Source organism: Hymenobacter piscis (genome assembly GCF_018760735.1).
Classification (GTDB): domain Bacteria; phylum Bacteroidota; class Bacteroidia; order Cytophagales; family Hymenobacteraceae; genus Hymenobacter; species Hymenobacter piscis.
Window position 1 is genome coordinate 103,876 of record NZ_JAHHZN010000008.1, and the last position, 22,007, is coordinate 125,882.

Consider the following 22,007-nt stretch of genomic DNA (forward strand, 5'->3'; position numbering starts at 1 on the left):
TAAGGTTTGTGCATGGAACGCGGCTACCTCCTTGTTGAAATCGATATACCCCAGGACTGGGAACTGGATTTACTGGTCAAATGCCATGAGGTAGTCCGCTGGGCTTTTCCCGGTATCCTACCCGAGGCCTCAGGTAGTGCGTTTGATCTGATAGCCGTAACCAACCCGCATAATCCCGGGCTGGACCCGCACTATCCGGCCATTGGCATCCATTGCCCCGACCAGGCGGCCGAAGACTCTATAGCTGGCCTGCCGTTTTTTGACTTCTATGACCGCGCTAATCAATGGATTGCGGCAACCGGTCTGGAAGAGCTGAAACGCCACGCCTGCACCATTCACGATGTCAGCTGGTCCCTACTGAAAGCCCAACGTATGTATCCTGACCGCTAAAAAAAACATCAAAAAGGCCCGCCGCTGAATCCAGCGGCGGGCCTTTTTATATAGTATTTCCTATTATTAATCTTTCAATCCTCCCGTCACCTGTTCTCTGCCTTCCGCAGCATGCCCTCCGTTTCCCTACCTACCGCACCTGTTGCCGCGCATCAGTCCCATTCTTCAGAAGCGGCGCACACCTCTTCGGCCTGTCTGAATTGCGGCCACCCCGTGCCCGACCGGTTTTGCGGGCGTTGCGGCCAAGACGCCCACCACACCCACCGCTTCACGATGGCCGACATGCCCCACGACGTGCTGCACAGCATCTGGCACGTGGATAAGGGCATTCTGTACACGTTGCGCACCATGATCCGCCGGCCCGGCCCTACCATCCGGGAGTATCTGGCCGGCAAGCGCGTCGACCATTTTCGGCCCCTGGCGCTGCTGTTTATGATAACGGGTCTGTACGCGCTGCTGTCGTCGGTGCTGCACATTCAGATGATGCCGCCCCGCGACCCCACTATGCCCGAGGCAGTGTGGAAGATGCAGCAAGCTTCCACCGGCTTCTTCATGAAGTACCTGAGCTGGTGCTATGTGGCCATGGTACCGGTATGGGCGCTGTTTGCGCGGTGGTTTCTGCGGCGCGGCGGCTACAACTACGCCGAATGTCTGATTATCGCGGCCTTTGTTACAGCCATCATCAACTTCTTTGCCTTGCTATACCTGCCAGTCATGTACACGTATAGCGGTACGCACCAGATTAGTATGGCCAGCATGTTGTTCATGCTGCCGGTGGTTGCCTACGCCACCTGGGCGTATGGCAGCTTGCTCAAGCACACTACCCTAAGCCTGGCCCGCCGCCTGTGGTGCGGCTTCATGACCTACATGCTAGGCTACATAGTCTGCGTGCTGGTGATTGTGATTACTACCTACGCCATCAACTGGTCTACTTTCAAAGAGGCTATGAAGCAGCAGATGGAGCAGCAACGGCTGCAGCAGGCCCGCGTCGGTAAGCCCGCTGCGGCGCTACTTCGGTAGTTTTGCCCGTTCCTCAACAAACACAAAAAAGTCCCGCCGCTGAATTCAGCGGCGGGACTTTTTTCAAGATGATGCGGAGGCCTATTGCCCGAGCACCATGGCGAACACCAGCGGCGCTACGATGGTAGCGTCCGACTCGATGATGAACTTGGGCGTGTCCTGGCCCAGCTTGCCCCAGGTGATTTTCTCGTTGGGCACGGCGCCGGAGTAGGAGCCGTAGCTGGTCGTGGAGTCCGAAATCTGGCAGAAGTAGCCCCACAGCGGAACGCTGGTGCGGCCCAGGTCCTGGTGCAGCATGGGCACCACGCAGATGGGGAAGTCGCCGGCAATGCCGCCGCCAATCTGGAAGAAGCCCACTTTGCTTTCCTCGGTGGCCTGCTTCGTGTACCAGTCGGCCAGGTAAATCATGTACTCGATGCCGGTGCGCACGGTGTGCACGTTCTGGATGTCGCCCGAAATAACATGGCCGGCGAAGATGTTGCCCAGCGTGCTGTCTTCCCAACCGGGGCAGATGATGGGCAGGTTCTTCTCGGCGGCGGCCAGCATCCAGCTGTCCTTGGGGTCAATCTGGTAGTACTGCTCCAGCTCGCCCGACTTCAGGATCTGGTAGAAGAACTCGTGGGGGAAGTACTGCTCGCCGGCCTTATCGGCCTTTTCCCAGAACTTCAGCACCGAGTGCTCGAGGCGGCGCATGGCCTCTTCCTCGGGAATGCAGGTGTCCGTCACGCGGTTCATGTGGCGCTCGAGCAGGGCCTGCTCGTCGGCGGGCGTCAGGTCGCGGTAGTTGGGCACGCGCTCGTAGAAGTCGTGGGCCACCAGGTTAAAAATGTCCTCTTCCAGGTTGGCACCGGTGCAGCTGATGATCTGCACTTTGTCCTGGCGGATGAGCTCGGCCAGCTGAATGCCCATTTCGGCGGTGCTCATGGCCCCGGCCAAGGTAATCATCATCTTACCGCCCTCGGCCAGGTGCTTGTTGTAGCCCTCAGCGGCATCAATGAGCGCGGCGGCGTTGAAGTGGCGGTAGTGGTGCTTGAGGAAGTTGGTGATTTGCATGGATTGGGTTGTCAGTTGGTCGTTGTCAGTTGTTAGTTGTTCGTTGTTCGTTGTCAGTTGTCAGGATAAAACGACCTGACAACTGACAACGAATAACTAACAACTACGCTATACCGGCTCCTCAATCATGAGGTTGTGGTTGGTGTATATGCAGATGTCGGCGGCGATGTGCAGGGCCTCCTCCACCATCTGGCGGGCCGTGAGGTGGGGGGCGTGCTTTTTCAGGGCCAGGGCGGCGGCCTGGGCGTACATGGAGCCCGAGCCGATGGCGGCCACGTCGTTGTCGGGCTCCAGCACGTCGCCGGTGCCGGCGATGATGAGCAGCTCGTCCCGGTCGCAGACGACCATCATGGCTTCGAGCTTGCGCAGGTACTGGTCTTTGCGCCACTCCTTGGCCAGCTCGATGGCGGCACGGCGCAGTTGCCCGCTGTAGTTGCCGAGCTTCTCCTCGAACTTATCGAGCAGCATAAAGGCATCGGCGGTGGAGCCGGCAAAGCCGGTGACCACTTTGCCGTCGTGGAGCTTGCGCACTTTGCGCACGTTGCTTTTGGCCACGTGCTTGTCCATGGTAGCCTGGCCGTCGGCCCCGAGGGCCACCTGGCCGTTGTGGCGCACCCCCAGCACGGTAGTAGAGCGGATTTTCATAACGGATTCAGAAGAAAGAGCGCGCCGGTGGCGGCGCAAAGAGCAAAGCTACGGGAATCCGGCCGGAACGGCGGCGGCCCGGATTCCCGTTGGCCGCCGCCCCCAGGGCCGGAACGGTGGCGGCCGGGCTTACCGGGCAGCAGAGGCAGCCGGGGGCCGGGAGCCGGCCTGCAGGTACTCGTAGAACAGCGAGGCGGCCGCTTCCAGCAGGGGCTGGTCGGTGGTCCGCTCCTGGCAGCGCTGCAGGTCGTAGTGGCACAGTGTCCCGAAGGGCTGGCCTTGGGCATCGCGCACCAGCACCCCGCAGTAGGAAACCACGGGCGTATCGATGAGGCCCCGCACGCGGGCGTCGGTGGTGGCATCGGTTATTTCCAGCGGAGCCTGCTGGCGCCCGACCAGGGAGCAGTAGGTAACGGCCATCGGCACGTCGGCACCTTGCTGCACGGCGGGCTGCAGCCGGTCGAACAAGGCCTCGTTGCGCAGCAGCTCCCCATCGAACCGAAACACGCCGGTGTAGCGGTGGGGCGTGCGGTGGTTGAGGTACTGCAACGCCGCGTGGAAGCCCTGCTGCTGCATGACCCGTCGGAGTTCGTTTATTTCATCCTGCATGGTAGGAGGGAGCAAAAAATTATCGGCCTCAAAGATACATTTTACCCCCTTTTTATAATCGGGGCCGTATTACGCCCGAGCCTGCCTGGCGGCGCGGGCCCCGGGCGAGCGGCCGCCTTTGCCAGCAGGGAGCCGGTGAGCTGCCGTGGGCGGGCCGGTGGGAAACCGGGTTACTGTTTTGACCAGCTGAGCGTTGAGCGGCCCCCGCGGCCGTGGCGCCGGGTTGTTGCGCTTACTGCTACTGCTTTCTATGCCTGATTTTGCTTCTGTTAGCCCTCCCCTACCCGACTTTAACCCGGCCGGCCTGGTGGAGGTTTTACTGACGACTTCCCTCGACGGCATTCTGCTGCTGCGCCCCCGGTACGCGCCGGAAGGCCCGGAAATTATTGATTTTGACTGGGTGCGCCTCAACCCGGCCGCCCAGCAGATGCTCAATCTGCCGGAACATCCCACCGAAAGCTTCCTGACCCTGTACCCGACCGCCAACAGCATAGGCGTATTCGATTTTTACCGCGAGGCCTTCGAGTCGGGCCGGCTCCGGCAGCGCCAGAACCTGTACCAGCACGACGGCCTGGATGGCTACTACGTGCTGCGGGCCCAGCGCCACGAGAACGTTTTGGTCGTCAGCTTCACGGATGGCAACGACCAGGAGCGCACAACCATTGAGGAAACGTTGCGCGCCAGTCAGGCCCGGGAGCGGGAAGCCCGCGCCGAGGCCGAGCGCCAGCGCAACCAGTGGCAGGCCCTCGTCAACCAGGCCCCGGTCGCGCTGGGATTGTTTGAGGGCCCCGAGCTGCGCATCACGGCCGCCAACACCCGCCTTGCCGACATGTGGGGCCGGCCGCAGGCCGAACTGCTCGACCGCCCCCTGCTCGAAGCCGTACCCGAATTGCGGGGCCAGGGGTTTGAGCATCTCATGGAGCAGGTGCGCGACACCCGCGTTCCGTACGTGGGCACGGAGGTGCCGGCCCGGCTGCTGCGCAACGGAGAGCTGACGACGACCTACTACAATTTCGTGTATCAGCCCCTCTACGATGCCCGGGGGGAGGTGCTGGGCGTGCTCGATGTGGCCCTGGAAGTGACCGAGCAGGTGCTGGCCCGCCGACAGGTGGAGGAGCTCAATCAGGATCTGGAAGCCCAGGTGCTGGAGCGGACCCAGGCCCTGCGCCACGCCTACGCCGCCGCCGAGCAGCAGCGCGAGCAGCTTTACCAGGTGTTTGAGCAGACGCCGGTGGCCATTGCCATTCTGCGGGGCCCCAACCTGCGCGTGGAGCTGGCCAATCCCGCCATCCTGGCCATCTGGGGCCGGGAGGTCAGCCAGGTAATGGGCCGCCCCTACCTGGAAGCTCTGCCCGAAACGGACGGCCCGGGCTTTGGCCAGGTCCTGTCCGGGGTACTGGCGACGGGCCAGGCCTCCTTTCTGGTAGATGCCCCCGTTACGCTGACGCGGACCCACACCGGCCAGGCCAACCAGGCCTACGTGAGCTTCGCGTTTCAGCCCCTCTTCGATGCCAACGGCGAAATCAACGGGGTGATGGCCAGCGGCACCGAAGTCACGGAGCAGGTGCTGGTGCGCCAGCAGGTGCAGCAGCTCAACCGCGAGCTGCAAGCCAGTAATGAGGCCCTGGAAGCCCGGGTAGAAATCCGCACCCGGGAAGCCCAACGGGCCCAGATGGCGGCCGAGCGCCAGCAGGGCGAGCTGGAACGCGTGCTGGAACAGGCCCCGGTGGCCATTGCCGTGTACCGCGGGCCGCAGTACATCATTGAGCTGGCCAACCCTACCGTGTGCCGCCTGTGGGGGCGCAACCAGCAGGATATTATCGGCAAGGGCCTGTTTGAAGCCCTGCCCGAAGTGGCCGGCATGGGCTATGAAGAACTGCTCGATGGCGTAATGGCCACCGGGGAACCCTACGTGGCCCACGCCATGCCCGCCCAGCACGACCGGAACGGCCGGCGCGAAACGGTGTACTGGGACTTCGTGTACGTACCCATGTATGAGGATGACGGCCGCATTTACGGCGCCATGGTGGTTGCCACCGAAGTGACCGAGCAGGTGCTGGCCCGCCAGCAGGTGCAGCAGCTCAACGACCAGCTGGAAGTGCGCGTGCAGGAGCGTACGGCCCAGGCCCACGCCGCCCTACGCGAAGCCCAGGACCAGCGCGAACAGCTGCGCGAGCAGCAGAATCTGCTGAGTCAGATTCTGGCCCAGGTACCCGCCGCCGTGGCCACGCTCAGCGGACCAGACCACCGCTTCACTTTCTTCAACGACCAGTATTACGCTCTTTCCGGGAACCGCGCCCGCCTGGGCCAGACGGTGGCCGAAGCGCTGCCCGAAATAGTGGAGCAGGGCTTTCTGCCCCTGCTCAACCAGGTGTACACCAGCGGGGAGCCCTTCATCGGGAAGGAAATTGCGGTTCTGCTGGCCCAGCCCACGGGCCCGGCCAGCCAGCAGTACCTCGATTTCACCTACCAGCCTCTCACCGACCGCCAAGGACAAGTTTACGGGATTCTGGTATTTGCCCTCGATGTTACGGAGCAGGTGCGCACCCGCCGCCAGGCCGAAACCCTCCAGGCCGCTGCCCTGGCGGCCGTGCAGCGCCGGGCCCAGCAGCGCCAGGAGCTCTACCAGATTTTTGCCCAGACCCCGGTGGCCATTGTGCTGCTGCGCGAACCCGACCACCGCATCGACTACTTCAACCCCGCCTTCGAGGAGCTGTTTCCGCCCGAGGAATGGACGGGCACCGACATGCACGGCCATACCCTGGCCGAGGTGTACCCCCGCATCAAAACGGCGGGCCTGATTACGCTGCTCGATGTCGTATTTGAGACCGGGGAGCCCCAGGCCGTGCTCGACATGCCCCTGGCCAACCTCCACCCCGGCAGCCCGCGCTACGTCACGTTCTCCTACCAGGCCTACCGCGAGCAGGGCCGCATTGTGGGCGTGGCCGCCTTCATTTATGATGTAACGGATCAGGTGCGGGCCCGCCAGCAGGTGCAGTTTCTCAACGAGGAGCTGGCCACCATCAACGGGGAAATGCAGGCAACCAACGAGGAGTTGCACCTCACCAACGCCCGCCTCACGCGCACCAACACCGACCTCGACACCTTCGTCTATACCGCTTCCCATGATCTGAAGGCGCCCATTGCCAACATCGAGGGGCTGCTGCTGGCCCTGCGCCAGGACCTGCCCGCCCACGTGCGCCAGGGCCCGGTGGTGGCCCGCCTGCTCGACCTGATCCAGGATTCGGTTACGCGCTTCCAGCGCACCATCGGCCACCTCACCGATATTTCCCAGCTCCAGCAAACCGAAGCCCCCGAAACCATGGACCTGGCCGCCCTCATTGCGGGCGTGCAGCTGGATCTGGCCCCGCTCATCGAAGCCGCCGGGGCCACCCTCTCCATCGACCTGGCCGGGTGCGAGGCCATCCACGTGGCGCCCAAAACCCTGCGCTCAGTGGTTTATAACCTGCTCAGCAACGCCGTGAAGTACCGCACCCCCGACCGGCCGGCCCAGGTCTGGCTGCGGGCCCGCTGCACGCCCGAGCGTCTTACCGTGACGGTGCAGGACAACGGCCTGGGCCTCACCGAAGCCCAGCAGATTGACCTGTTTGGCATGTTCCGCCGCCTGCACACCCACGTAGAAGGCTCGGGCGTGGGCCTGTTCACGGTGAAGCGGCTGGTGGAAAATGCGGGCGGCACCATCATTGTGGAAAGCCAGGCCGGACAGGGCTCCACCTTCACCGTTTCATTGCCGGCTTAGGCTGGCCTCATTGTCTTTTATTTTTCCTCATGGAGAAGCTTTCGAGTATCCTGCTGGTCGACGATGACTCGACTAATAATTTCCTGAACGAGCTGCTCTTCAAGCAACTCAACGTAACCGACCACCTGCTCACGGCCGAAGACGGGGCCCGGGCTCTGGAAATCATTGCCGACACGCCCGACCAGGATGAACCCGCCCTCATCCTGCTCGATGTGAACATGCCCGGCATGGACGGCATTGCCTTTCTGGAAGCCTACCGGCAGCTACCCGCCGTACAGCACCGGGCCACCGTCATCATCATGCTCACCACTACCATGGATGCGCGCGACCTGAGCCGCCTGGAGGAACTCAACATTGCCGGCCTGGTCAGCAAGCCCCTCACCAAGGAAAAAATCGACCATATCCTGCAACTGCATTTCCGCCGCAGTCTGCCGGAATAAGCTGTTTTTGGCTGGTTCCGGCCTCCCTGCACACAGAAAGGCCGCCCGCCGGAACGTATCCGGCGGGCGGCCTTTCTGTGTGCAGGGAATACGTCCTCCTACCGGGCCCATTTCGGCGCGCTTTCTTTCGCGCAGGCGGCAGCGGGCGGACGGCACTTACCGGGCCGCCGTGCGCGGGTCGGCAGCGGGCGTGAGCTGGTAGTCGTGGGGGGGCTGGAGGCCGGCCAGGTGCTCCACGAAGTAGTCCCAGCGGCGGCGCATCATATAGTACGACGAGCTGCCGTAGCTGTGGGCCGCGTTCGGGAACACCACCAAATCGTAGCTCTTGTTGGCCTTGGTGAGGGCCTCCACCACCAGCCAGGTGTTGTAGGGCGGCACGTTGTCGTCGAGCAGGCCGTGGGCCAGCAGCAGCTTGCCCCGCAGGTTTTTGGCGAAGAGGGCGTTGGCCTGGTTGTCGTAATTGGTGGTGCCGTCGGGGTTGGTTTTGAGCAGACCGATGTAGCGCTCGGCCCAGTCGTCCTCGTAGTTACGGTTTTCGTGGTTGCCCGATTCGGCGATGCCCACCTGGAAGAACTCGGGGTAGCGGAACATGGCCGCCGCCGTGGCGTAGCCCCCGCCCGAGTGCCCCCAGATGCCGGCCCGCGCCAGGTCGATGTAGGGGTAGCGCTGGGCCAGCTGGCGCATGCCGGCTATCTGGTCCGAGAGCGTGTTTTCGGCCATGTTGCCGTAGCAGGCGTCGTGGTAGCTTTTGGAGCGCAACGGGTTGCAGCTGCCCTCTATGACGACCACCACGAAGCCCAGCTCGGCCAGGGCCTGGTGGTCGGAACGGGCCGCACTGAACGACCAGCTGCCTACGCCCCCGCCCTGAGGCCCGGGGTAGATGTAGTTGATGATGGGGTACTGGCGGCCGGGCTCGAGGGTGGTGGGCGTGAACATCAGCCCGTAGAGGTCAGTCCGGGCATCGGCGGCCTTCACCGTGATGGGCGTGGGCGGCTGCCAGCCGGTGGCGAGGAGGCGGGAAATATCGGTTTTCTCCAGGGTTCTGAGCAGCTTGCCCGCGGCCGAGCGCAGCACCGAGATGCCCGGCTGATCGGGCTGGGAATAGGTATCCACGAAGTAGCTCCCCGAGGGCGCAAAGGTGACCTGGTGGTGGCCGGGCTCGGGGGTGAGCAGCCGGAGATTTTTGCCATCGAGCCCGATGCGGTAGAGGTGGCTGAAGTAGGGGTTGCCAGGCTCCCGGCCGTTGGCCAGAAAGTACAGCTGCCGCTCCTGCTCGTCCACTTTCAGCAGCTGGGTCACCACGAACTCGCCCTTGGTAATCTGGTTCTTGACCCGGCCGGTGGTGGCGTCATACAGGTAGAGGTGGCCCCAGTTGTCGCGCTCCGAGTACCAGATGATTTCCCGGGTTTTGGGCAGGTAGCGCCAGTTGATAGCGCCCTGGCCCGACTCATACTGGGTGGCCACGGTTTCGGCGAACACCTCCCGCACGGCCCCGGTGGCGGCATCAGCAATCCGCATTTTTTCCTCTTTGTGGTCGCGCGAAGTCGAGACGAAGGCCAGCTGCGTGGCGTCGGGGCTCCAGTCCACGTCGTCGAAGGTGCCGCTGCTGGAAATATCGTCGGAGAGGGAGCCGCGGTGGGGGTCGGGCGGCACCTGCAGGCGCACCACTCTGGCCGGACTCACCTCCACAATTACCCGCTCAATCGTGATGATGTCCGGGTCGCCGGGCAGCGGATACTTCCAGGTTTCCAGCTTCGGGCGGCCTACGTTGGTGGTGGTCAGGTACATGTTGCCCACCCGGCGCTGGTCCTGGCGGAAGGTGGCAATCTTGCGCGAATCGGGCGACCAGCGCAGCACGGGCTTCTCACTGTGGGTCCAGCCGGCGTTGTCGGTGGCGTAGCCGTAGTCGGGCGCGCCATCGGTGGTGAGCTGGGTGAGCTGGCCGGTTTTGGTGTCGCGCATCCACAAGTTATGGTCCTGAATGAACGCGGCCCGCGCCCCGTCGGGCGACAGGATTTCGTTGGCCTCGTTGACGTCCTTGCCCTTGGCCGGCTCGGGCGCGGCGGGGGTCAGCTGGCCGGCGGCCACGTCGTAGCGCCAGGTTTTGCCCGCCGCCGTGAGGGTCAGCGTTTTGGCATCGGGCGAGAGCGTGAGCCCGCGCAGGGGCAGGCGGCTGGCCTCGTAGGGCTGGCTGGTGGCCTGCGAGAGGGCCGCCGCCAGCCGGGCCTGGTCGAAGGCAGCGGTGCGGGTGTTGCGGGCGGGGTCCACGAGCACGATTTCGCTGCCCCGGGCCGTGAGCACCCGGTACCAGAACCGGTCGTTGGCCAGCCAGTTGGGCGGGCCGGCGCTGCCATCTACCAGGGGCTGGGTGTTGTAGCCCAGAAAACGTTCGGCCCGGGCATAATCCGGGGCGGTAAGGGCCGGCCGCGCCTGGGCCGCAGCTCCCGCGGGAGCCAGCAGCACCGCCGCCGCCAGCGTCAGTACGTAATTCTGCATGGAATTGAGAGAGGGTGGAAAACCCGCCACGGCGGGTGGGGCGGAAGGTAGCACACATTCACCAAAATCGGGCGCCCCGCCGCCCCCAAACGCCAACTACCGGACGAAGCAGGGCCAGGCCCCGGTCCATCCGGCAGTTTGTTGTTGCACGCTGTAGAGACGCATATTTGCGTCTCGCCGTTGCTGACGTTAGGTTGAAACTGCGCGGTTTTGGTTGTTCAACGATGAGACGCGAGGTGTCGCGTCTCTACAGCGCGCCGGCTGCCGTTGGGTTATGATTGCGCGGTTTCGGTTGTTCAACGACGAGACGCAAAATATTGCGTCTCGTCGTCGTTCCTTTCATCGACTAAAATTTGGCCTGCAGCTTGGCGAAGTAGAAGCGGCCGTTGGCGCCCATCTGCACCGGGTCCCAGGCCCCGCCGGTTTCCGTGAGCTGGGGGTTGAACAGCGTGGGGTAGCGGTTGAACAGGTTGGTGCTGCCCACAATCATCTGCAGGTGGTCGGTGAGGGCGTAGCTCAGCGTCAGGTCGGTGGTCACGCGCGCGTCGTAGTTCATCGGGTTGCCGTCCCAGTCAATCAGGTCCACGCCGGCGAAGCGCACCAGGCGCAGCAGTGTGCCGAAGCGGCCGAGCTGGTAATCAAAGGTGAGGTTGATTTTGGACGGGGGCGCCGACGCCTTCACGAAGGCCTGCTCGCGGGGCCCGAAGAAGTCGTCCTCCCGGCCCGTGAGGCGGCCGGAGGTCTGCACCCGGTCGATTTTGAGCTGGTTGAAGTTGGCGGCCAGCGTGGAGCTCAGGCGGCCGGTGCCCAAGGTGGCAGTGTGGTTGAGCACCACGTCGAGGCCCAGGGAGCGGGTGTCGGCGGCGTTGGCGAAGAACTGGGCCTGCCCCACGTTCAGGGCCACCAAATCGGGGCCGATAACCGGGTCGTCGTTGCCGAACTGGCTGGTGAGCACCACCCGGTCCTGCACCTTAATGTAGTAGCCGTCCACGGTCAGGCTCAGCGAGGAGCCGATGCGGCTGGTCAGGCCCACGTTGGCGCTGTTGGAGGTTTCCTGCCTGAGGGTCGGAATGCCCAGCTTCTGAGTAACGGGGCTGTTGTTGCGGGCCAGCAGCACTTCCACCGGCTGCCCCTGAATGAAGTTGGTGAAGGTGGAGTTGAAGTTGATTTGGGCCAGGGAGGGCGCCCGGAAACCGGTGCTGTAGGTGCCGCGCAGGGTCAGGAAGTCGGTCAGGTTGTAGCGGGTCGAGACCTTGTAGTTGAGCGTGCCGCCGAAGTCGGTGTAGTTTTCGTAGCGCAGGGCGCCGGCCAGCAGCCAGCGTTGGGTCACGCTCAGCTCGGCATCCACGTACACGCCCACATTGTCGCGGTCGGCTTTGATGGCATCGGTGGGCTGGAAGCCGGGGAAGCCCTGGGAGCCGCTGGCCCGGCGCTGCTCATCGGGCGTACCGGCCGGGTCGTAGTTGGCGTAGGAGGTTTCCTCGCCCGCGAAGAGCGAGTACCACTCGCGGCGGAATTCGGCCCCGGCGGCCACGTTCAGGCCGCTGAGCACGCTGGCGTAGTTGCGGGTCAGGCCCAGGCTCACCACATTCTGCTGGAGCTGGAAGCCCCCGGCATCAAACGACGTGGGCGAAGCCGCGCCCAGGGAGGAGTTCAGCGAGTTTTTCACCCCGTACTCGAAGCGGTTGGAGCCGAAGTTGTTGCTCAGGTCCAGGTCCCAGCCGCCCAGCTTCGTGCGCAGGCCCGCCACGGCCGAGGCATCCCAGATGTCGCTGGTAATGATGGGGTCGAAGCCGTTGGGGTAAATGGCGGGCACGTTCCGGTCGTCGTCGGCGAAGCGGGTCCAGGCGTAGGCGTCGCCCTGGCGCTTGTTGCCGCCCCCGAACACGTAAATGTGGGTCTGGTCGGTGAGGGCGAACTTGGAGTTGAGGTAGGCCGAGAGGTTCGACACCTTGGGGTCGCCGTACTCGCGGCGGGCCAGGCCATCGGGGGCCGGCACGGCGGCGCGCTGGGTGTGCTGGCGCTGGTTGAAGTCGAGGGTGGTGTTGATAAAGCTGCCCTTCTCGCCCAGGCCGAGGCCGTAGTTGACGTTGGCGTTGAAGTTGCCGCCGTCGAACTGCTCGTTGTCGCGGCGGTACTTGGCCTCGTAGGCCCCGTAGTTGACGTTGGCCGTGAGTTCCTTGACGGCGGTTTTGAGCACGATGTTAATCACGCCCGCAATGGCATCGGAGCCGTACTGGGCCGCCGCGCCGTCGCGCAGAATCTCAATCCGCTCGATGCTGGCGGCCGGAATCACGTTCAGGTCGGTGCCGGTGTTGCCGCGCCCGCGGGAGCCGAACAGGTTCACCAGCGCCGACTGGTGCTGGCGCTTGCCGTTCACCAGCACCAGGGTCTGGTCGGGGCCGAGGCCGCGCAGGGAAGCCGGATCCACGTGGTCGGCCCCGTCGGAGCCGGTCTGGCGGTTGGAGTTGAAGGAGGGCGCCACGAATTGCAGCAACTGGTTCACGTCGAGCTGGCCGGTTTTGGTGGTCACTTCGCGCAGGTCAATCACGTCGACGGGCGAAGGCGAATCCGTGACGGAGCGGTTCTGGCTGCGCGAGCCCACCACCTGCACGTCGCCGAGGCTGTTGGTGGCGTCGGCCAGGCGCACGCTCACTTCCCCGCTGCCGGCCACCTCCTGGGCTCCGTAGCCGATGGAGCTGATTTGCAGGCGCGGCGCGGCCGAGCGGGCCTTGAGCACGAAGCGGCCGTCGTTGTCGGTGGCGGTGCCGTTGTTGGTGCCTTTTTCCACCACCGTGGCCCCAATCACGGGTTTGCCGGCGGCATCGAGGACCCGGCCGGCAAGCGTCTGTCCCTGCCCGAAAGCGGTAGTGGCGCTGGCCACGCAGAGCGTAATGGCAAGTAGATTCTTCTTCATACAGAGTCTCGATTGAGCAATTCACAATCGGGTGCCGCCGGCGCAACGCCCACCGGCGGCAAGTATAGCCGTTTTGCCGGAAAACCAAGGAATTATCTCCTCCTCCCCTTCCCAATCAACCCCTCAGGCGCCGCAGTACTATTGATTTCCGGCGTTTCCCCTTTTTTCCCTGCCCCGCCATCCGCTGGCAGGCCGGCTAGCACAGGGCCCGAAGTACCAACAAAAAAAGCCAGCCCCGGCAAGGGACTGGCTTCTTTCAGAAAAAGCGGCGGCTGAGCTTAGATAAGCATGCGCAGCGGATCTTCGAGCAGGCTCTTGAGCGTTTGCAGGAAGGCCGCGCCGGTAGCGCCGTCCACCACGCGGTGGTCGCAGCTGAGCGTTACCTTCATCACGTTGCCCACGGCCAGTTCACCGTCTTTCACCACGGCGGTCTGCTTGATGCCGCCCACGGCCAGGATGCAGGCATCCGGCGGGTTGATGATGGCCGTGAATTCCTCGATGCCAAACATGCCCAGGTTGCTGATGGTGAAGGTGCTGCCTTCCCACTCGGCGGGCTGGAGCTTCTTGCTCTTGGCCTTGCCGGCCAGCTCCTTGACCTCGGTGGCAATCTGCGACATGCCTTTGCCGTCGGCGTTGCGCACCACGGGCACCAGCAGACCCTCATCCACGGCCACGGCCACCCCGATGTTGACCACGTGGTTCTGACGGATTTTGTCGCCCAGCCAGGACGAGTTGACGGCCGGATGCTGCTTGAGCGCCACGGCGGCGGCCTTGATGACCATGTCGTTGAAGCTGAGCTTCACCGGCGAGAGGCCGTTGAGCTGGGTGCGCACTTCCATGGCCCGGTCCATGAGGATTTCCATCGTCAGATAGAAGTGCGGAGCCGTGAACAGGCTCTCGGAGAGGCGGCGGGCAATGACTTTGCGCATCTGCGACACCGGCGTATCGGTGTAGGTGCCGTCGGCGGGCTGGGCGGCCGGGGCGGCCGCAGGGGCCGGAGCAGCAGCCGGAGCAGCCTGCGGAGCCGGAGCGGCGGCGGGCTGGGCCACCGGAGCAGCGGCCGGTGCCGGAGCCGCGGCCGGGGCGGCTTCCAGGTCGCGGGACACGATGCGGCCATTTTCGCCGGAGCCTTTGATGGTGTTCAGGTCGATGCCTTTGTCCTTGGCAATGCTCTTGGCCAGGGGCGAGGCGAAGATGCGGCCACCGGCAGCGGCGGGCGCGGTTTCGGCAGCCGGCGCGGGCGCCGAGGTGGAAGCGGAAGCCGGAGCAGAGGCTTCGGCCGCCGCAGCCGGGGCGGCTTCGGCCGGCGCGGGAGCTCCCCCGAGCAGGGCCTGCACGTCGGCTCCTTCTTCGCCAATGATGGCCAGCACGCCGTCTACGGCCACGGCTTCGCCTTCCTTGGGGCCGATGTAGAGCAGGGTGCCATCTTCGTAGTTGTCGAGCTCCATGGTGGCCTTGTCGGTTTCCACTTCGGCCAGGATGTCGCCGGATTTTACTTTGTCACCGACCTTCTTCAGCCAGGCGGCAATGGTGCCCTCGGTCATCGTGTCGCTCATTTTCGGCATCCGGATGACGGTGGCCTTCTTGCCGTTGCCGGCGGGAGCGGCCGGGGCGGCCGGCTTGGGGGCCTCGGCTTTGGGGGCTTCGGGCTGGGGAGCAGCGGGAGCCTCTTCCACTTTGGGGGCTTCGGCTTTCGGTGCTTCGGCAGCGGGAGCCGGCTCAGCAGCCGAGCCGTTGAGCAGGCCGGAAATATCTTCGCCTTCCTTGCCGACAATGGCCAGCAGGCCATCCACGGCTACGGCTTCGCCTTCCTTCGGACCGATGTGCAGCAGGGTGCCATCCTCGTAGTTTTCCAGCTCCATGGTGGCCTTATCGGTTTCCACTTCGGCCAGAATATCCCCGGATTTTACTTTGTCGCCTACTTTTTTGAGCCACGAAGCAATGACCCCTTCGGTCATCGTGTCGCTCATCTTGGGCATTTTTATGAGTTCGGCCATCTGCGTCGTCGTCGTTGGGTTGAGTGGGGTCAAAATTAGCCCGAAAATCCGGGGGTGCAAACGAAAGTCTCGCCGAAGCCGGTGCCGGTCGGGAGCGAATTTTCGCCTGCTGCCGCCTCTAAACCATTCTTTGTGAGGTCTGCCCCACCCCACTGGCGGCGGCCTGGCGACCCTCGTTCGGTGTACCTACTACAGCTCCCGCACCCAGATGTTGCGGAAGCTGATCGGCTCACTCGGGTCGCCGTGCGACTGAAGCTTGATGGGCGACGGGCCGTGCTGCTGGTAGCTGGGCGGGCCGATGTACACGGTGGCGCCTTTCAACTCGGTGTTGTTCTGCACCAGTACGCCGTTGAAGAGCACCGTCACGCGGGCGGGCGTCAGCAAGGAGCCGTCGGGCTTGAAGGTGGGCGCGGTCCATACTACGTCGTACGACTGCCACTGGCCGGGTTTCTGGGTGGGGTTGGCCAGCGGGATGAACTGCTTGTAGATGCTGCCGGCCATGCCGTTCACGTACGTTTCGTTCTGGTACGAGTCCAGAATCTGCAGCTCGTAGCCCAGGTCGCCTTTGCCCAGCGAGGCCAGAAACAGGCCGCTGTTGCCGCGCACCTGCCCCTTGCCGCTGATGGTGGCGGGCACCCGCCACTCTAAGTGCAGCTGGTAGTTGGTGAATTTCTGCTTGGTTTCGATGTTGCCCGTCTTCTTATCCACGGTCAGCACGCCGTCGGCCACCTTCCAGCCGGCCGGCTTGGTGCGGTCCTCCACCGATACCCACTGCGTCAGGTCGCGGCCGTTGAAGAGCACCACCGCATCGGAGGGCGGCGCGGTGAACACGCCGGTAGCCGCTACCACCTTCGGCACCGGTTTCCAGACTTCGGTTTCCTCGGGTTTGCCTTGCGGCTGGTTCTGGCCCACGGCAGACAGGCTGATAAGTAAAGCGGGAAGGAATAAGGCGGGTTTCATGGGCAGGGAAAGGGTAAGGCAGGTGGAAGTAAAGAACGTCATGCTTCATCTGGCATCCGCTTTGCCAAAGCATCTCTACCGCTTCATTGATCGATTGTAAAGACGCGACACTTCGCGTCTCCTCGTTGCTGACGTTGGGGCGGCCGATTCGTTCTGGCGGGAGACGCGAAGTGTCGCGTCCCTACATCGTTCAATGAGGCGAGATTCTTCGCGCTGCTCGGAATGACGTTCTGATGGGTTCGGCGCTACACGTCGCACAGCCGCACCGCCTCGCGCAACGACTTTAACCCGTCGGCCTGGCGGGGCATGAACTCCTGGGCCACGTAGCCCTGGAAACCGGTGGCCTGGATGGCGCGCATGATGGCGGGGTAGTTCAGCTCCTGGGTGTCGTCGAGCTCGTGGCGGCCGGGTACGCCGGCGGTGTGGTAGTGGGCAATATAGCGGTGGTGGGCGGTGAGGGTGCGGATGACGTCGCCCTCGTCGATTTGCATGTGGTAGATATCGTAGAGCAGCTTGAAGTGCTCGGAATTCAGCCGTTTGGCCAGCGCCACGCCCCAGGCGGTCCGGTCGCACTGGTAGTCGGGGTGGTCGATTTTGCTGTTGAGCAGCTCCATCACCAGCACCACTTTGTGCTTGGCGGCCAGTTCCATCAGCGGCTGGAGGCCCGCCACGCAGTTGGTGAGGCCGGCCTCGTCGGAGAGGCCGCGGCGGCTGCCGCTGAAGCAGATGAGGTTGGTGTAGCCGGCCTGCGCCACCTGCGGAATCATGGCGGCGTAGCGCTGCCGCAGCTGGGCGTGGAATTCGGGGTCGTTGAAGCCGTCGGTGAGGTTGATTTCCGCGCCGTTGCACATCGGCGAGTCGAGGCCGTACTTTTTGAGCGTGGGCCACTCGGCGGGGCCCACCAGGTCGATGCCCCGGAGGCCCATTTCCTTAGCCGCCGCGCACAGCTCGTCCAGGGGCATCTTGCCGAAGCACCAGCGGCACACCGACTGTTTCAGGTTGTTCTTCAAGGGTATTGAAGCGGTTTTTTGGTCCTCGGCTGCACACGCCGCCGAAACGCCCAGCGTACCTACTGCTGCCGTGCCGGTTATCAGGCCCTTCAGGGCGGCTCGTCGGTTCCAGGTGGCCATGGCTAAACGGCCTGGGTGAGTGGGGTGGCGGGGTCGCGCAGGGTATCAGCGGCGGCAGTGGTTTGCGGCTGGGGCTGCTCCCGGAAGAAGGCCAGGAAGGCCAGCAGCACCACCACGGCAATGCCGGCCGGAATCAGCCAGATCATGCGCCAGTCGTGGGTGGTGGGCGTGGTCTGGTACGCGTCGAAGATGCGGCCCGAGAGCAGCGTGCCGATGAGCATGCCCACGCCGTAGGTGGCCAGGGTGATGAAGCCCTGGGCGGAGCTTTTGAACCGCTCCCCGGCCAGGTTGTCGGTGTAGATCTGGCCCGTCACGAAGAAGAAGTCGTAGCAGACGCCGTGCAGCACGATGCCCGCAATCAGCATCCAGTAATTGCCCAGGCCGTTGCCATAGGCGAAAAACACGTAGCGCAGCACCCAGGCCGCCATGCCGATGGCCAGCATCTTCTTCACGCCCAGCCGACTAAAAAACAGCGGAATGGCCAGCATAAACAGCAGCTCCGATACCTGCCCCAGGCTCTGCACCCCCGCCGCCGACTTCATTCCGACTTCGTTGAGAAACGGATTGGTAAACCCGTAGTAAAAGGCCAGCGGAATGCAGATGGCAATGGACGCCAGGAAGAAGATCAGGTAGGAACGGTTGCGCAGCATGCCAATGGCTTCCAGCCCCAGCAGGTTGCCGAGGGAGCTGGTCTGGTCCTTTTTCACGGGCGGGGTGGCCGGCAGCGTGAAGCTGAATACGCCCAGCAGGGCCGAGGCCCCGGCCGCCATCAGGAAGGTGCTTTGCAGGCTGTTGGTCTGCTCCCAGTTCAGCCAGCCAATGGTGAGGCCGGCCACAATCCAACCCAGCGTGCCCAGCACCCGGATGGGCGCAAACTCCTTCTGCGGGTTTTGCATCTGCCGGAAGCTGATGGAGTTTACCAGCGCCAGCGTGGGCATGTACAGCACCATGTAGGTGAGGATGCTGGGGTAGAAGCTGCCGAAATCAGGCGCCACTGAGGCCCGCCACAACAGCACCGCGCCAGCTAGGTGCAGCACGCCCAGAATCTTTTGGGCCGAGAAAAACCGGTCGGCAATGAGCCCGATGATGAACGGCGCCACAATGGCCCCGATGGACTGCGTCAGAAACGCCACCCCCACCTGCGTGCCCGACGCGCCGAGGTTGCGCAGCAGGTACGTGCCCAGCGTCACGAACCACGCGCCCCAGATGAAGAACTCCAGGAACATCATGATGGATAGCCGTATGCGGATGGAAGCAGTCATGGGCAGGTGGGGATTAGGAATAGGTTGATTTTAAACGTCATGCTGAGCGGAGGCGCAGCCACAGTCGAAGCATCTCGCGTGCTGACATTGCAACGATTGCGCCTCACCCCCCGGCCCCCTCTCCAGGGGGAGAGGGGGAGCCAGACGATTGACTGGGTGATGTAGAGACGCAATATTTTGCGTCTCCTTGTTGCTGACGTTGTTTTGGCTGGTGCGGGAACCGGTTGTTCAACGCCGAGACGCTGATGTTGCTGGTACTGGAGACAGTCGTTCAACGACGAGACGCAAAATATTGCGTCTCTACAATCGGCCAACGAAGCGGTAGGGATGCTTCGGCAAGCTCAGCATGACCGTTCACCTCAACTGCCGCTGCTCCGACTACTTCAGCGCCAGAATGTAGCGGGTCATTTCCTCGGCGTCTTTCTGGGAGAGGGCGGGGTGGGGCGTCATCGGGATTTCGCCCCAGTTGCCTTTGCCGCCGGTAATGATCTTCTTGGCCAGCATGGTCACGTTGGCGGCGGTGTTGGGGTATTTGGCGGCAATTTCCCGGTAGCCGGGGCCGATCAGCTTTTCATTTTCGCGGTGGCAGCTGGCGCAGTCGGAGCCCTCCATCAGCTTGGCTCCCACGGCCACGGCCCCGCCGGTCGGGGCCGTGCCGATTTTGGTGACGCTGGTATCTACCTGGGGCTGGCGGGCCACGGCGCTGAGGTTGGCGGTGGTGGTGCTGTCCTGAGCGGGAGCCGATTCGTCGGCCAGGGTGTATTCCTCTTGGGCTTTGGTGGAAGCGGTGTTATCGGAGCCGCAGGCCAGCAGCAGGGGCCCGCAGGCGAGCAATAGAAAAGCCTTTTTCATGGAAAGGAAGCGTTAGAGACCGAGAAGCTGGTGGTTGAGGGATTGGTCGATGCCGGAAGCGGCAAAATCGTCGAAGGCCTTGTCGGTGACGCGGATCAGGTGGCTCTGGATGAAGGGCGCGCCTTCGCGGGCACCGTCTTCGGGGTGCTTGAGGGCGCACTCCCACTCCAGCACCGCCCAGCCGGGGTAATCATACTGGGTAAGCTTACTGAAAATGGCCTTGAAATCCACCTGCCCGTCGCCGAGGGAGCGGAAACGGCCGGCGCGGTCGGTCCAGCTCTGGTAGCCGCCGTACGCGCCCTGCCGCCCGTTGGGCCGGAACTCCGCATCCTTGACGTGAAACGCCCGAATCCGCTCGTGGTAGATGTCGATGTACTCCAGATAATCGAGGCACTGCAGCACGAAGTGCGAGGGGTCGTAGAGCAAACAGGCGCGCGGGTGCTGGTGTACTTCGGCCAGAAACCGCTCGTAGCTGACGCCATCGTGCAGATCTTCGCCGGCGTGCACCTCGTAGCACACATCCACTCCGCACGCGTCAAACGCATCCAGAATCGGCCGCCAGCGCCGGCCCAGCTCGGCAAAGCCGTCCTCCACGAGGCCGGCCGGCCGCTGGGGCCAGGGGTACAGGTAGGGCCAGAGCAGCGCCCCGCTGAAGGTAGCGTGGGCCGTGAGTCCCAGCCGCTGCGAGGCCTGGGCGGCGTACTTCAGCTGCTGCACGGCCCACTGCTGCCGGGCCTTCGGGTTGCCGCGCACGGCTTCCGGCGCGAAGCCGTCAAACAGCACATCATACACCGGATTTACAGCTACCAGTTGCCCCTGCAGGTGCGTGGAAAGCTCCGTGATTTCCAGCCCCGCCGCCTGCACCCGGCCCTTCAGCTCGTCGGCGTAGATCTGGCTTTCGGCGGCCAGCTGCAGGTCGATGATGCGCGGGTCGGTGGTGGGCAGCTGCACGCCCTTGTAGCCCAGCCCGGCCGCCCAGGCGCAGATGCTGTCCAGGTTGTTGAACGGGGCCTGGTCGCTGAGGAACTGCGCCAGAAAGATACCGGGGCCTTTGATGGTTCGCATAGGCGGCTAGCTAGTTATCAGGAGGTAGTTGTCGGTTGTCAGTGGGGAGTTGTTGGTTGTCGAGCGAACTGACAACGGGCAACTACTCACTGACAACTACACGGTAAAATCAGTCCACTTCTGCGCGGAGCGGCCCGAGGCAATGACGGTTTCGATGAAGGCCATGCCGCGCAGCCCGTCCCGGATGCCGGGATAGTCGGCGGCTTCGGGCGGGGCGGGCGGGCCGCCCAGGTCGGCGCGCAGGGTGAGGGCGAAGTTGCGGTAGAGGTTGGCAAAGGCTTCGAGGTAGCCCTCGGGGTGGCCGGGCGGGATGCGGCTGTTGTGGCGGGCGGCGGCGCAGAGGTAGCCCGCGCCCGTGCGGCGAATTTCCGTGGGCCGGTCGGGCCACTTCACCAGCAGGGTGTTGGCGTCGGCCTGCTGCCATTCCAGGCCGCCTTTTTCGCCGTAGATGCGCAGGCGCAGGTTGTTTTCCTCGCCGGCCGCCACCTGGGTGGCTACCAGCACGCCGCTGGCCCCGCCGGCAAACTGCAGCAGCACCGCCCCGTCGTCGTCGAGCTGGCGGCCGGGCACCACGGTGTGGATGTCGGCGCAGAGCTGGCTTACTTCCAACCCGCTCACGTACTCGGCCAAGTTGAAGGCGTGGGTGCCGATGTCGCCCATGGCACCGGCCACGCCGCTACGGGCAGGGTCGGTGCGCCAGGCGGCCTGCTTGTTGTCGGCGTTGCCTTCCTCGAAACTGCTGAGCCAGCCCTGCGGGTACTCCACGTACACCTTGCGCACAGTGCCCAAAGCCCCCGATGCTACCAAATGGCGGGCTTCCTTGAGCATGGGATAACCGGTGTAGGTGTGCGTGAGGCAGAGCCGACGGCCAGTGGTCTGCGCCACGGCGGCCAGCTCCCGGGCCTCAGCCAGGGAAAACGTCATCGGCTTATCCAGCACCACATCGAAGCCCAGCTCTAAAGCCATTTTGGCGGGCGCGAAGTGCAGGTGGTTGGGTGTCACGATGCTGATGACCTGCACCCGCTCCTGGGCCGGCCGCTGCGCCTCCTGCTCCAGCAGCTGCTGGTACGAGTCATAGACCCGCCCGGCGTCCAGGCCCAGCTCCTGGCCAGTGGCGCGGGAGGTAGCCGGGTTGCTGCTGAAGGCCCCGGCCGTCAGCTCGTACAGCCCATCCAGCGCCGCCGCCATGCGGTGCACCGCCCCAATAAAGGAGCCCTGCCCCCCGCCAATCATGCCCAAGCGTAATTTCATACAGTGCCTGTTATGTTATTAGGTAATCTACTGGCCGTCATGCTGAGCGCAGCCGAAGCATCTCTACCGCTTCGTTGTAACTCTAGTCGCCTCACCCCAACCCCTCTCCGAAAAAGGAGAGGGGCTCTAGATCTAGCTTTCTAGATAGTGCTTTTAGGTC

General features: G+C 63.9%; 16 protein-coding genes. 4 read left to right on the forward strand and 12 right to left on the reverse strand.

Annotation, left to right across the window (positions count from 1 at the left end; translation table 11 throughout):
* Positions 1-12 precede the first annotated feature (12 nt).
* On the forward strand, positions 13-390 hold the full coding sequence (locus tag KLP40_RS10715; RefSeq protein WP_215593773.1) for a hypothetical protein: 378 nt from the start codon (positions 13-15) through the stop codon (positions 388-390).
* Positions 391-603: 213 nt separating this feature from the next.
* Positions 604-1,410 (forward strand): DUF3667 domain-containing protein, encoded by an 807-nt coding sequence (locus tag KLP40_RS10720; protein ID WP_215593774.1) that lies wholly within the window; start codon positions 604-606, stop codon positions 1,408-1,410.
* 81 nt (positions 1,411-1,491) lie between these two features.
* Here the strand turns inward: KLP40_RS10720 and KLP40_RS10725 are convergent, their stop codons facing one another.
* The 3 genes from KLP40_RS10725 to KLP40_RS10735 all read right to left on the reverse strand — a co-directional run bounded on the left by KLP40_RS10725 (position 1,492) and on the right by KLP40_RS10735 (position 3,717).
* Complete coding sequence (locus KLP40_RS10725; protein WP_215593775.1) at positions 1,492-2,463, reverse strand: deoxyhypusine synthase family protein; 972 nt, start codon at positions 2,461-2,463, stop codon at positions 1,492-1,494.
* Between the two features lie 108 nt (positions 2,464-2,571).
* Positions 2,572-3,108, reverse strand: coding sequence for an ATP-dependent protease subunit HslV (hslV, locus tag KLP40_RS10730; RefSeq protein ID WP_215593776.1), 537 nt, complete (start codon positions 3,106-3,108; stop codon positions 2,572-2,574).
* A gap of 129 nt (positions 3,109-3,237) precedes the next feature.
* Complete coding sequence (locus KLP40_RS10735; RefSeq protein ID WP_215593777.1) at positions 3,238-3,717, reverse strand: hypothetical protein; 480 nt, start codon at positions 3,715-3,717, stop codon at positions 3,238-3,240.
* Between the two features lie 250 nt (positions 3,718-3,967).
* Here KLP40_RS10735 and KLP40_RS10740 point away from each other — a divergent pair, with 250 nt between their 5' ends.
* Together KLP40_RS10740 and KLP40_RS10745 are read left to right on the forward strand one after the other, a co-directional pair.
* Positions 3,968-7,477 carry a PAS domain-containing sensor histidine kinase gene (locus tag KLP40_RS10740; protein WP_215593778.1) on the forward strand — a complete coding sequence of 1,170 codons (3,510 nt, stop codon included), beginning with the start codon at positions 3,968-3,970 and terminating at the stop codon, positions 7,475-7,477.
* Positions 7,478-7,506: 29 nt separating this feature from the next.
* Positions 7,507-7,917, forward strand: coding sequence for a response regulator (locus tag KLP40_RS10745; RefSeq protein ID WP_215593779.1), 411 nt, complete (start codon positions 7,507-7,509; stop codon positions 7,915-7,917).
* A gap of 156 nt (positions 7,918-8,073) precedes the next feature.
* On the opposite strand, the gene KLP40_RS10750 is transcribed toward KLP40_RS10745, so the two are convergent.
* From KLP40_RS10750 to KLP40_RS10790, 9 genes are all read right to left on the reverse strand, one after another.
* The gene (locus tag KLP40_RS10750) at positions 8,074-10,413 is read right to left on the reverse strand and encodes a S9 family peptidase (RefSeq protein WP_215593780.1); all 2,340 of its coding nucleotides are present in this window, start codon (positions 10,411-10,413) and stop codon (positions 8,074-8,076) included.
* Between the two features lie 346 nt (positions 10,414-10,759).
* On the reverse strand, positions 10,760-13,330 hold the full coding sequence (locus tag KLP40_RS10755) for a TonB-dependent receptor (RefSeq protein WP_215593781.1): 2,571 nt from the start codon (positions 13,328-13,330) through the stop codon (positions 10,760-10,762).
* Between the two features lie 278 nt (positions 13,331-13,608).
* Entirely contained in the window at positions 13,609-15,327 is a 1,719-nt protein-coding gene (locus tag KLP40_RS10760; RefSeq protein ID WP_215593782.1) for a pyruvate dehydrogenase complex dihydrolipoamide acetyltransferase, read from the reverse strand.
* Positions 15,328-15,516: 189 nt separating this feature from the next.
* Entirely contained in the window at positions 15,517-16,287 is a 771-nt protein-coding gene (locus KLP40_RS10765) for a 3-keto-disaccharide hydrolase (protein ID WP_215593783.1), read from the reverse strand.
* Positions 16,288-16,532: 245 nt separating this feature from the next.
* Positions 16,533-17,417 (reverse strand): hydroxypyruvate isomerase family protein, encoded by an 885-nt coding sequence (locus KLP40_RS10770; protein ID WP_215593784.1) that lies wholly within the window; start codon positions 17,415-17,417, stop codon positions 16,533-16,535.
* 2 nt (positions 17,418-17,419) lie between these two features.
* Positions 17,420-18,679: a nucleoside permease gene (locus tag KLP40_RS10775; RefSeq protein WP_215593785.1), complete on the reverse strand. Its 1,260-nt coding sequence runs from the start codon at positions 18,677-18,679 to the stop codon at positions 17,420-17,422.
* 378 nt (positions 18,680-19,057) lie between these two features.
* The gene (locus KLP40_RS10780) at positions 19,058-19,531 is read right to left on the reverse strand and encodes a c-type cytochrome (protein WP_215593786.1); all 474 of its coding nucleotides are present in this window, start codon (positions 19,529-19,531) and stop codon (positions 19,058-19,060) included.
* 12 nt (positions 19,532-19,543) lie between these two features.
* A complete protein-coding gene (locus tag KLP40_RS10785) occupies positions 19,544-20,596 on the reverse strand; it encodes a sugar phosphate isomerase/epimerase family protein (RefSeq protein WP_215593787.1) in 1,053 nt (350 codons plus the stop codon).
* A gap of 96 nt (positions 20,597-20,692) precedes the next feature.
* Positions 20,693-21,847, reverse strand: a complete 1,155-nt coding sequence (locus KLP40_RS10790) for a Gfo/Idh/MocA family protein (protein ID WP_215593788.1) — start codon at positions 21,845-21,847, stop codon at positions 20,693-20,695.
* Positions 21,848-22,007: the final 160 nt, after the last annotated feature.

Excerpts from the sequence above, each read along its gene's own strand:
- KLP40_RS10780 (WP_215593786.1), bottom strand. The coding sequence starts at position 19,531 with ATGAAAAAGGCTTTTCTATTGCTCGCCTGCGGGCCCCTGCTGCTGGCC.
- KLP40_RS10755 (WP_215593781.1), bottom strand. The coding sequence starts at position 13,330 with ATGAAGAAGAATCTACTTGCCATTACGCTCTGCGTGGCCAGCGCCACT.
- KLP40_RS10725 (WP_215593775.1), bottom strand. The coding sequence starts at position 2,463 with ATGCAAATCACCAACTTCCTCAAGCACCACTACCGCCACTTCAACGCC.
- KLP40_RS10785 (WP_215593787.1), bottom strand. The coding sequence starts at position 20,596 with ATGCGAACCATCAAAGGCCCCGGTATCTTTCTGGCGCAGTTCCTCAGC.
- KLP40_RS10790 (WP_215593788.1), bottom strand. The coding sequence starts at position 21,847 with ATGAAATTACGCTTGGGCATGATTGGCGGGGGGCAGGGCTCCTTTATT.
- KLP40_RS10760 (WP_215593782.1), bottom strand. The coding sequence starts at position 15,327 with ATGGCCGAACTCATAAAAATGCCCAAGATGAGCGACACGATGACCGAA.
- KLP40_RS10765 (WP_215593783.1), bottom strand. The coding sequence starts at position 16,287 with ATGAAACCCGCCTTATTCCTTCCCGCTTTACTTATCAGCCTGTCTGCC.
- KLP40_RS10715 (WP_215593773.1), top strand. The coding sequence starts at position 13 with ATGGAACGCGGCTACCTCCTTGTTGAAATCGATATACCCCAGGACTGG.
- KLP40_RS10770 (WP_215593784.1), bottom strand. The coding sequence starts at position 17,417 with ATGGCCACCTGGAACCGACGAGCCGCCCTGAAGGGCCTGATAACCGGC.
- KLP40_RS10735 (WP_215593777.1), bottom strand. The coding sequence starts at position 3,717 with ATGCAGGATGAAATAAACGAACTCCGACGGGTCATGCAGCAGCAGGGC.
- KLP40_RS10750 (WP_215593780.1), bottom strand. The coding sequence starts at position 10,413 with ATGCAGAATTACGTACTGACGCTGGCGGCGGCGGTGCTGCTGGCTCCC.
- KLP40_RS10745 (WP_215593779.1), top strand. The coding sequence starts at position 7,507 with ATGGAGAAGCTTTCGAGTATCCTGCTGGTCGACGATGACTCGACTAAT.
- hslV (WP_215593776.1), bottom strand. The coding sequence starts at position 3,108 with ATGAAAATCCGCTCTACTACCGTGCTGGGGGTGCGCCACAACGGCCAG.
- KLP40_RS10740 (WP_215593778.1), top strand. The coding sequence starts at position 3,968 with ATGCCTGATTTTGCTTCTGTTAGCCCTCCCCTACCCGACTTTAACCCG.
- KLP40_RS10775 (WP_215593785.1), bottom strand. The coding sequence starts at position 18,679 with ATGACTGCTTCCATCCGCATACGGCTATCCATCATGATGTTCCTGGAG.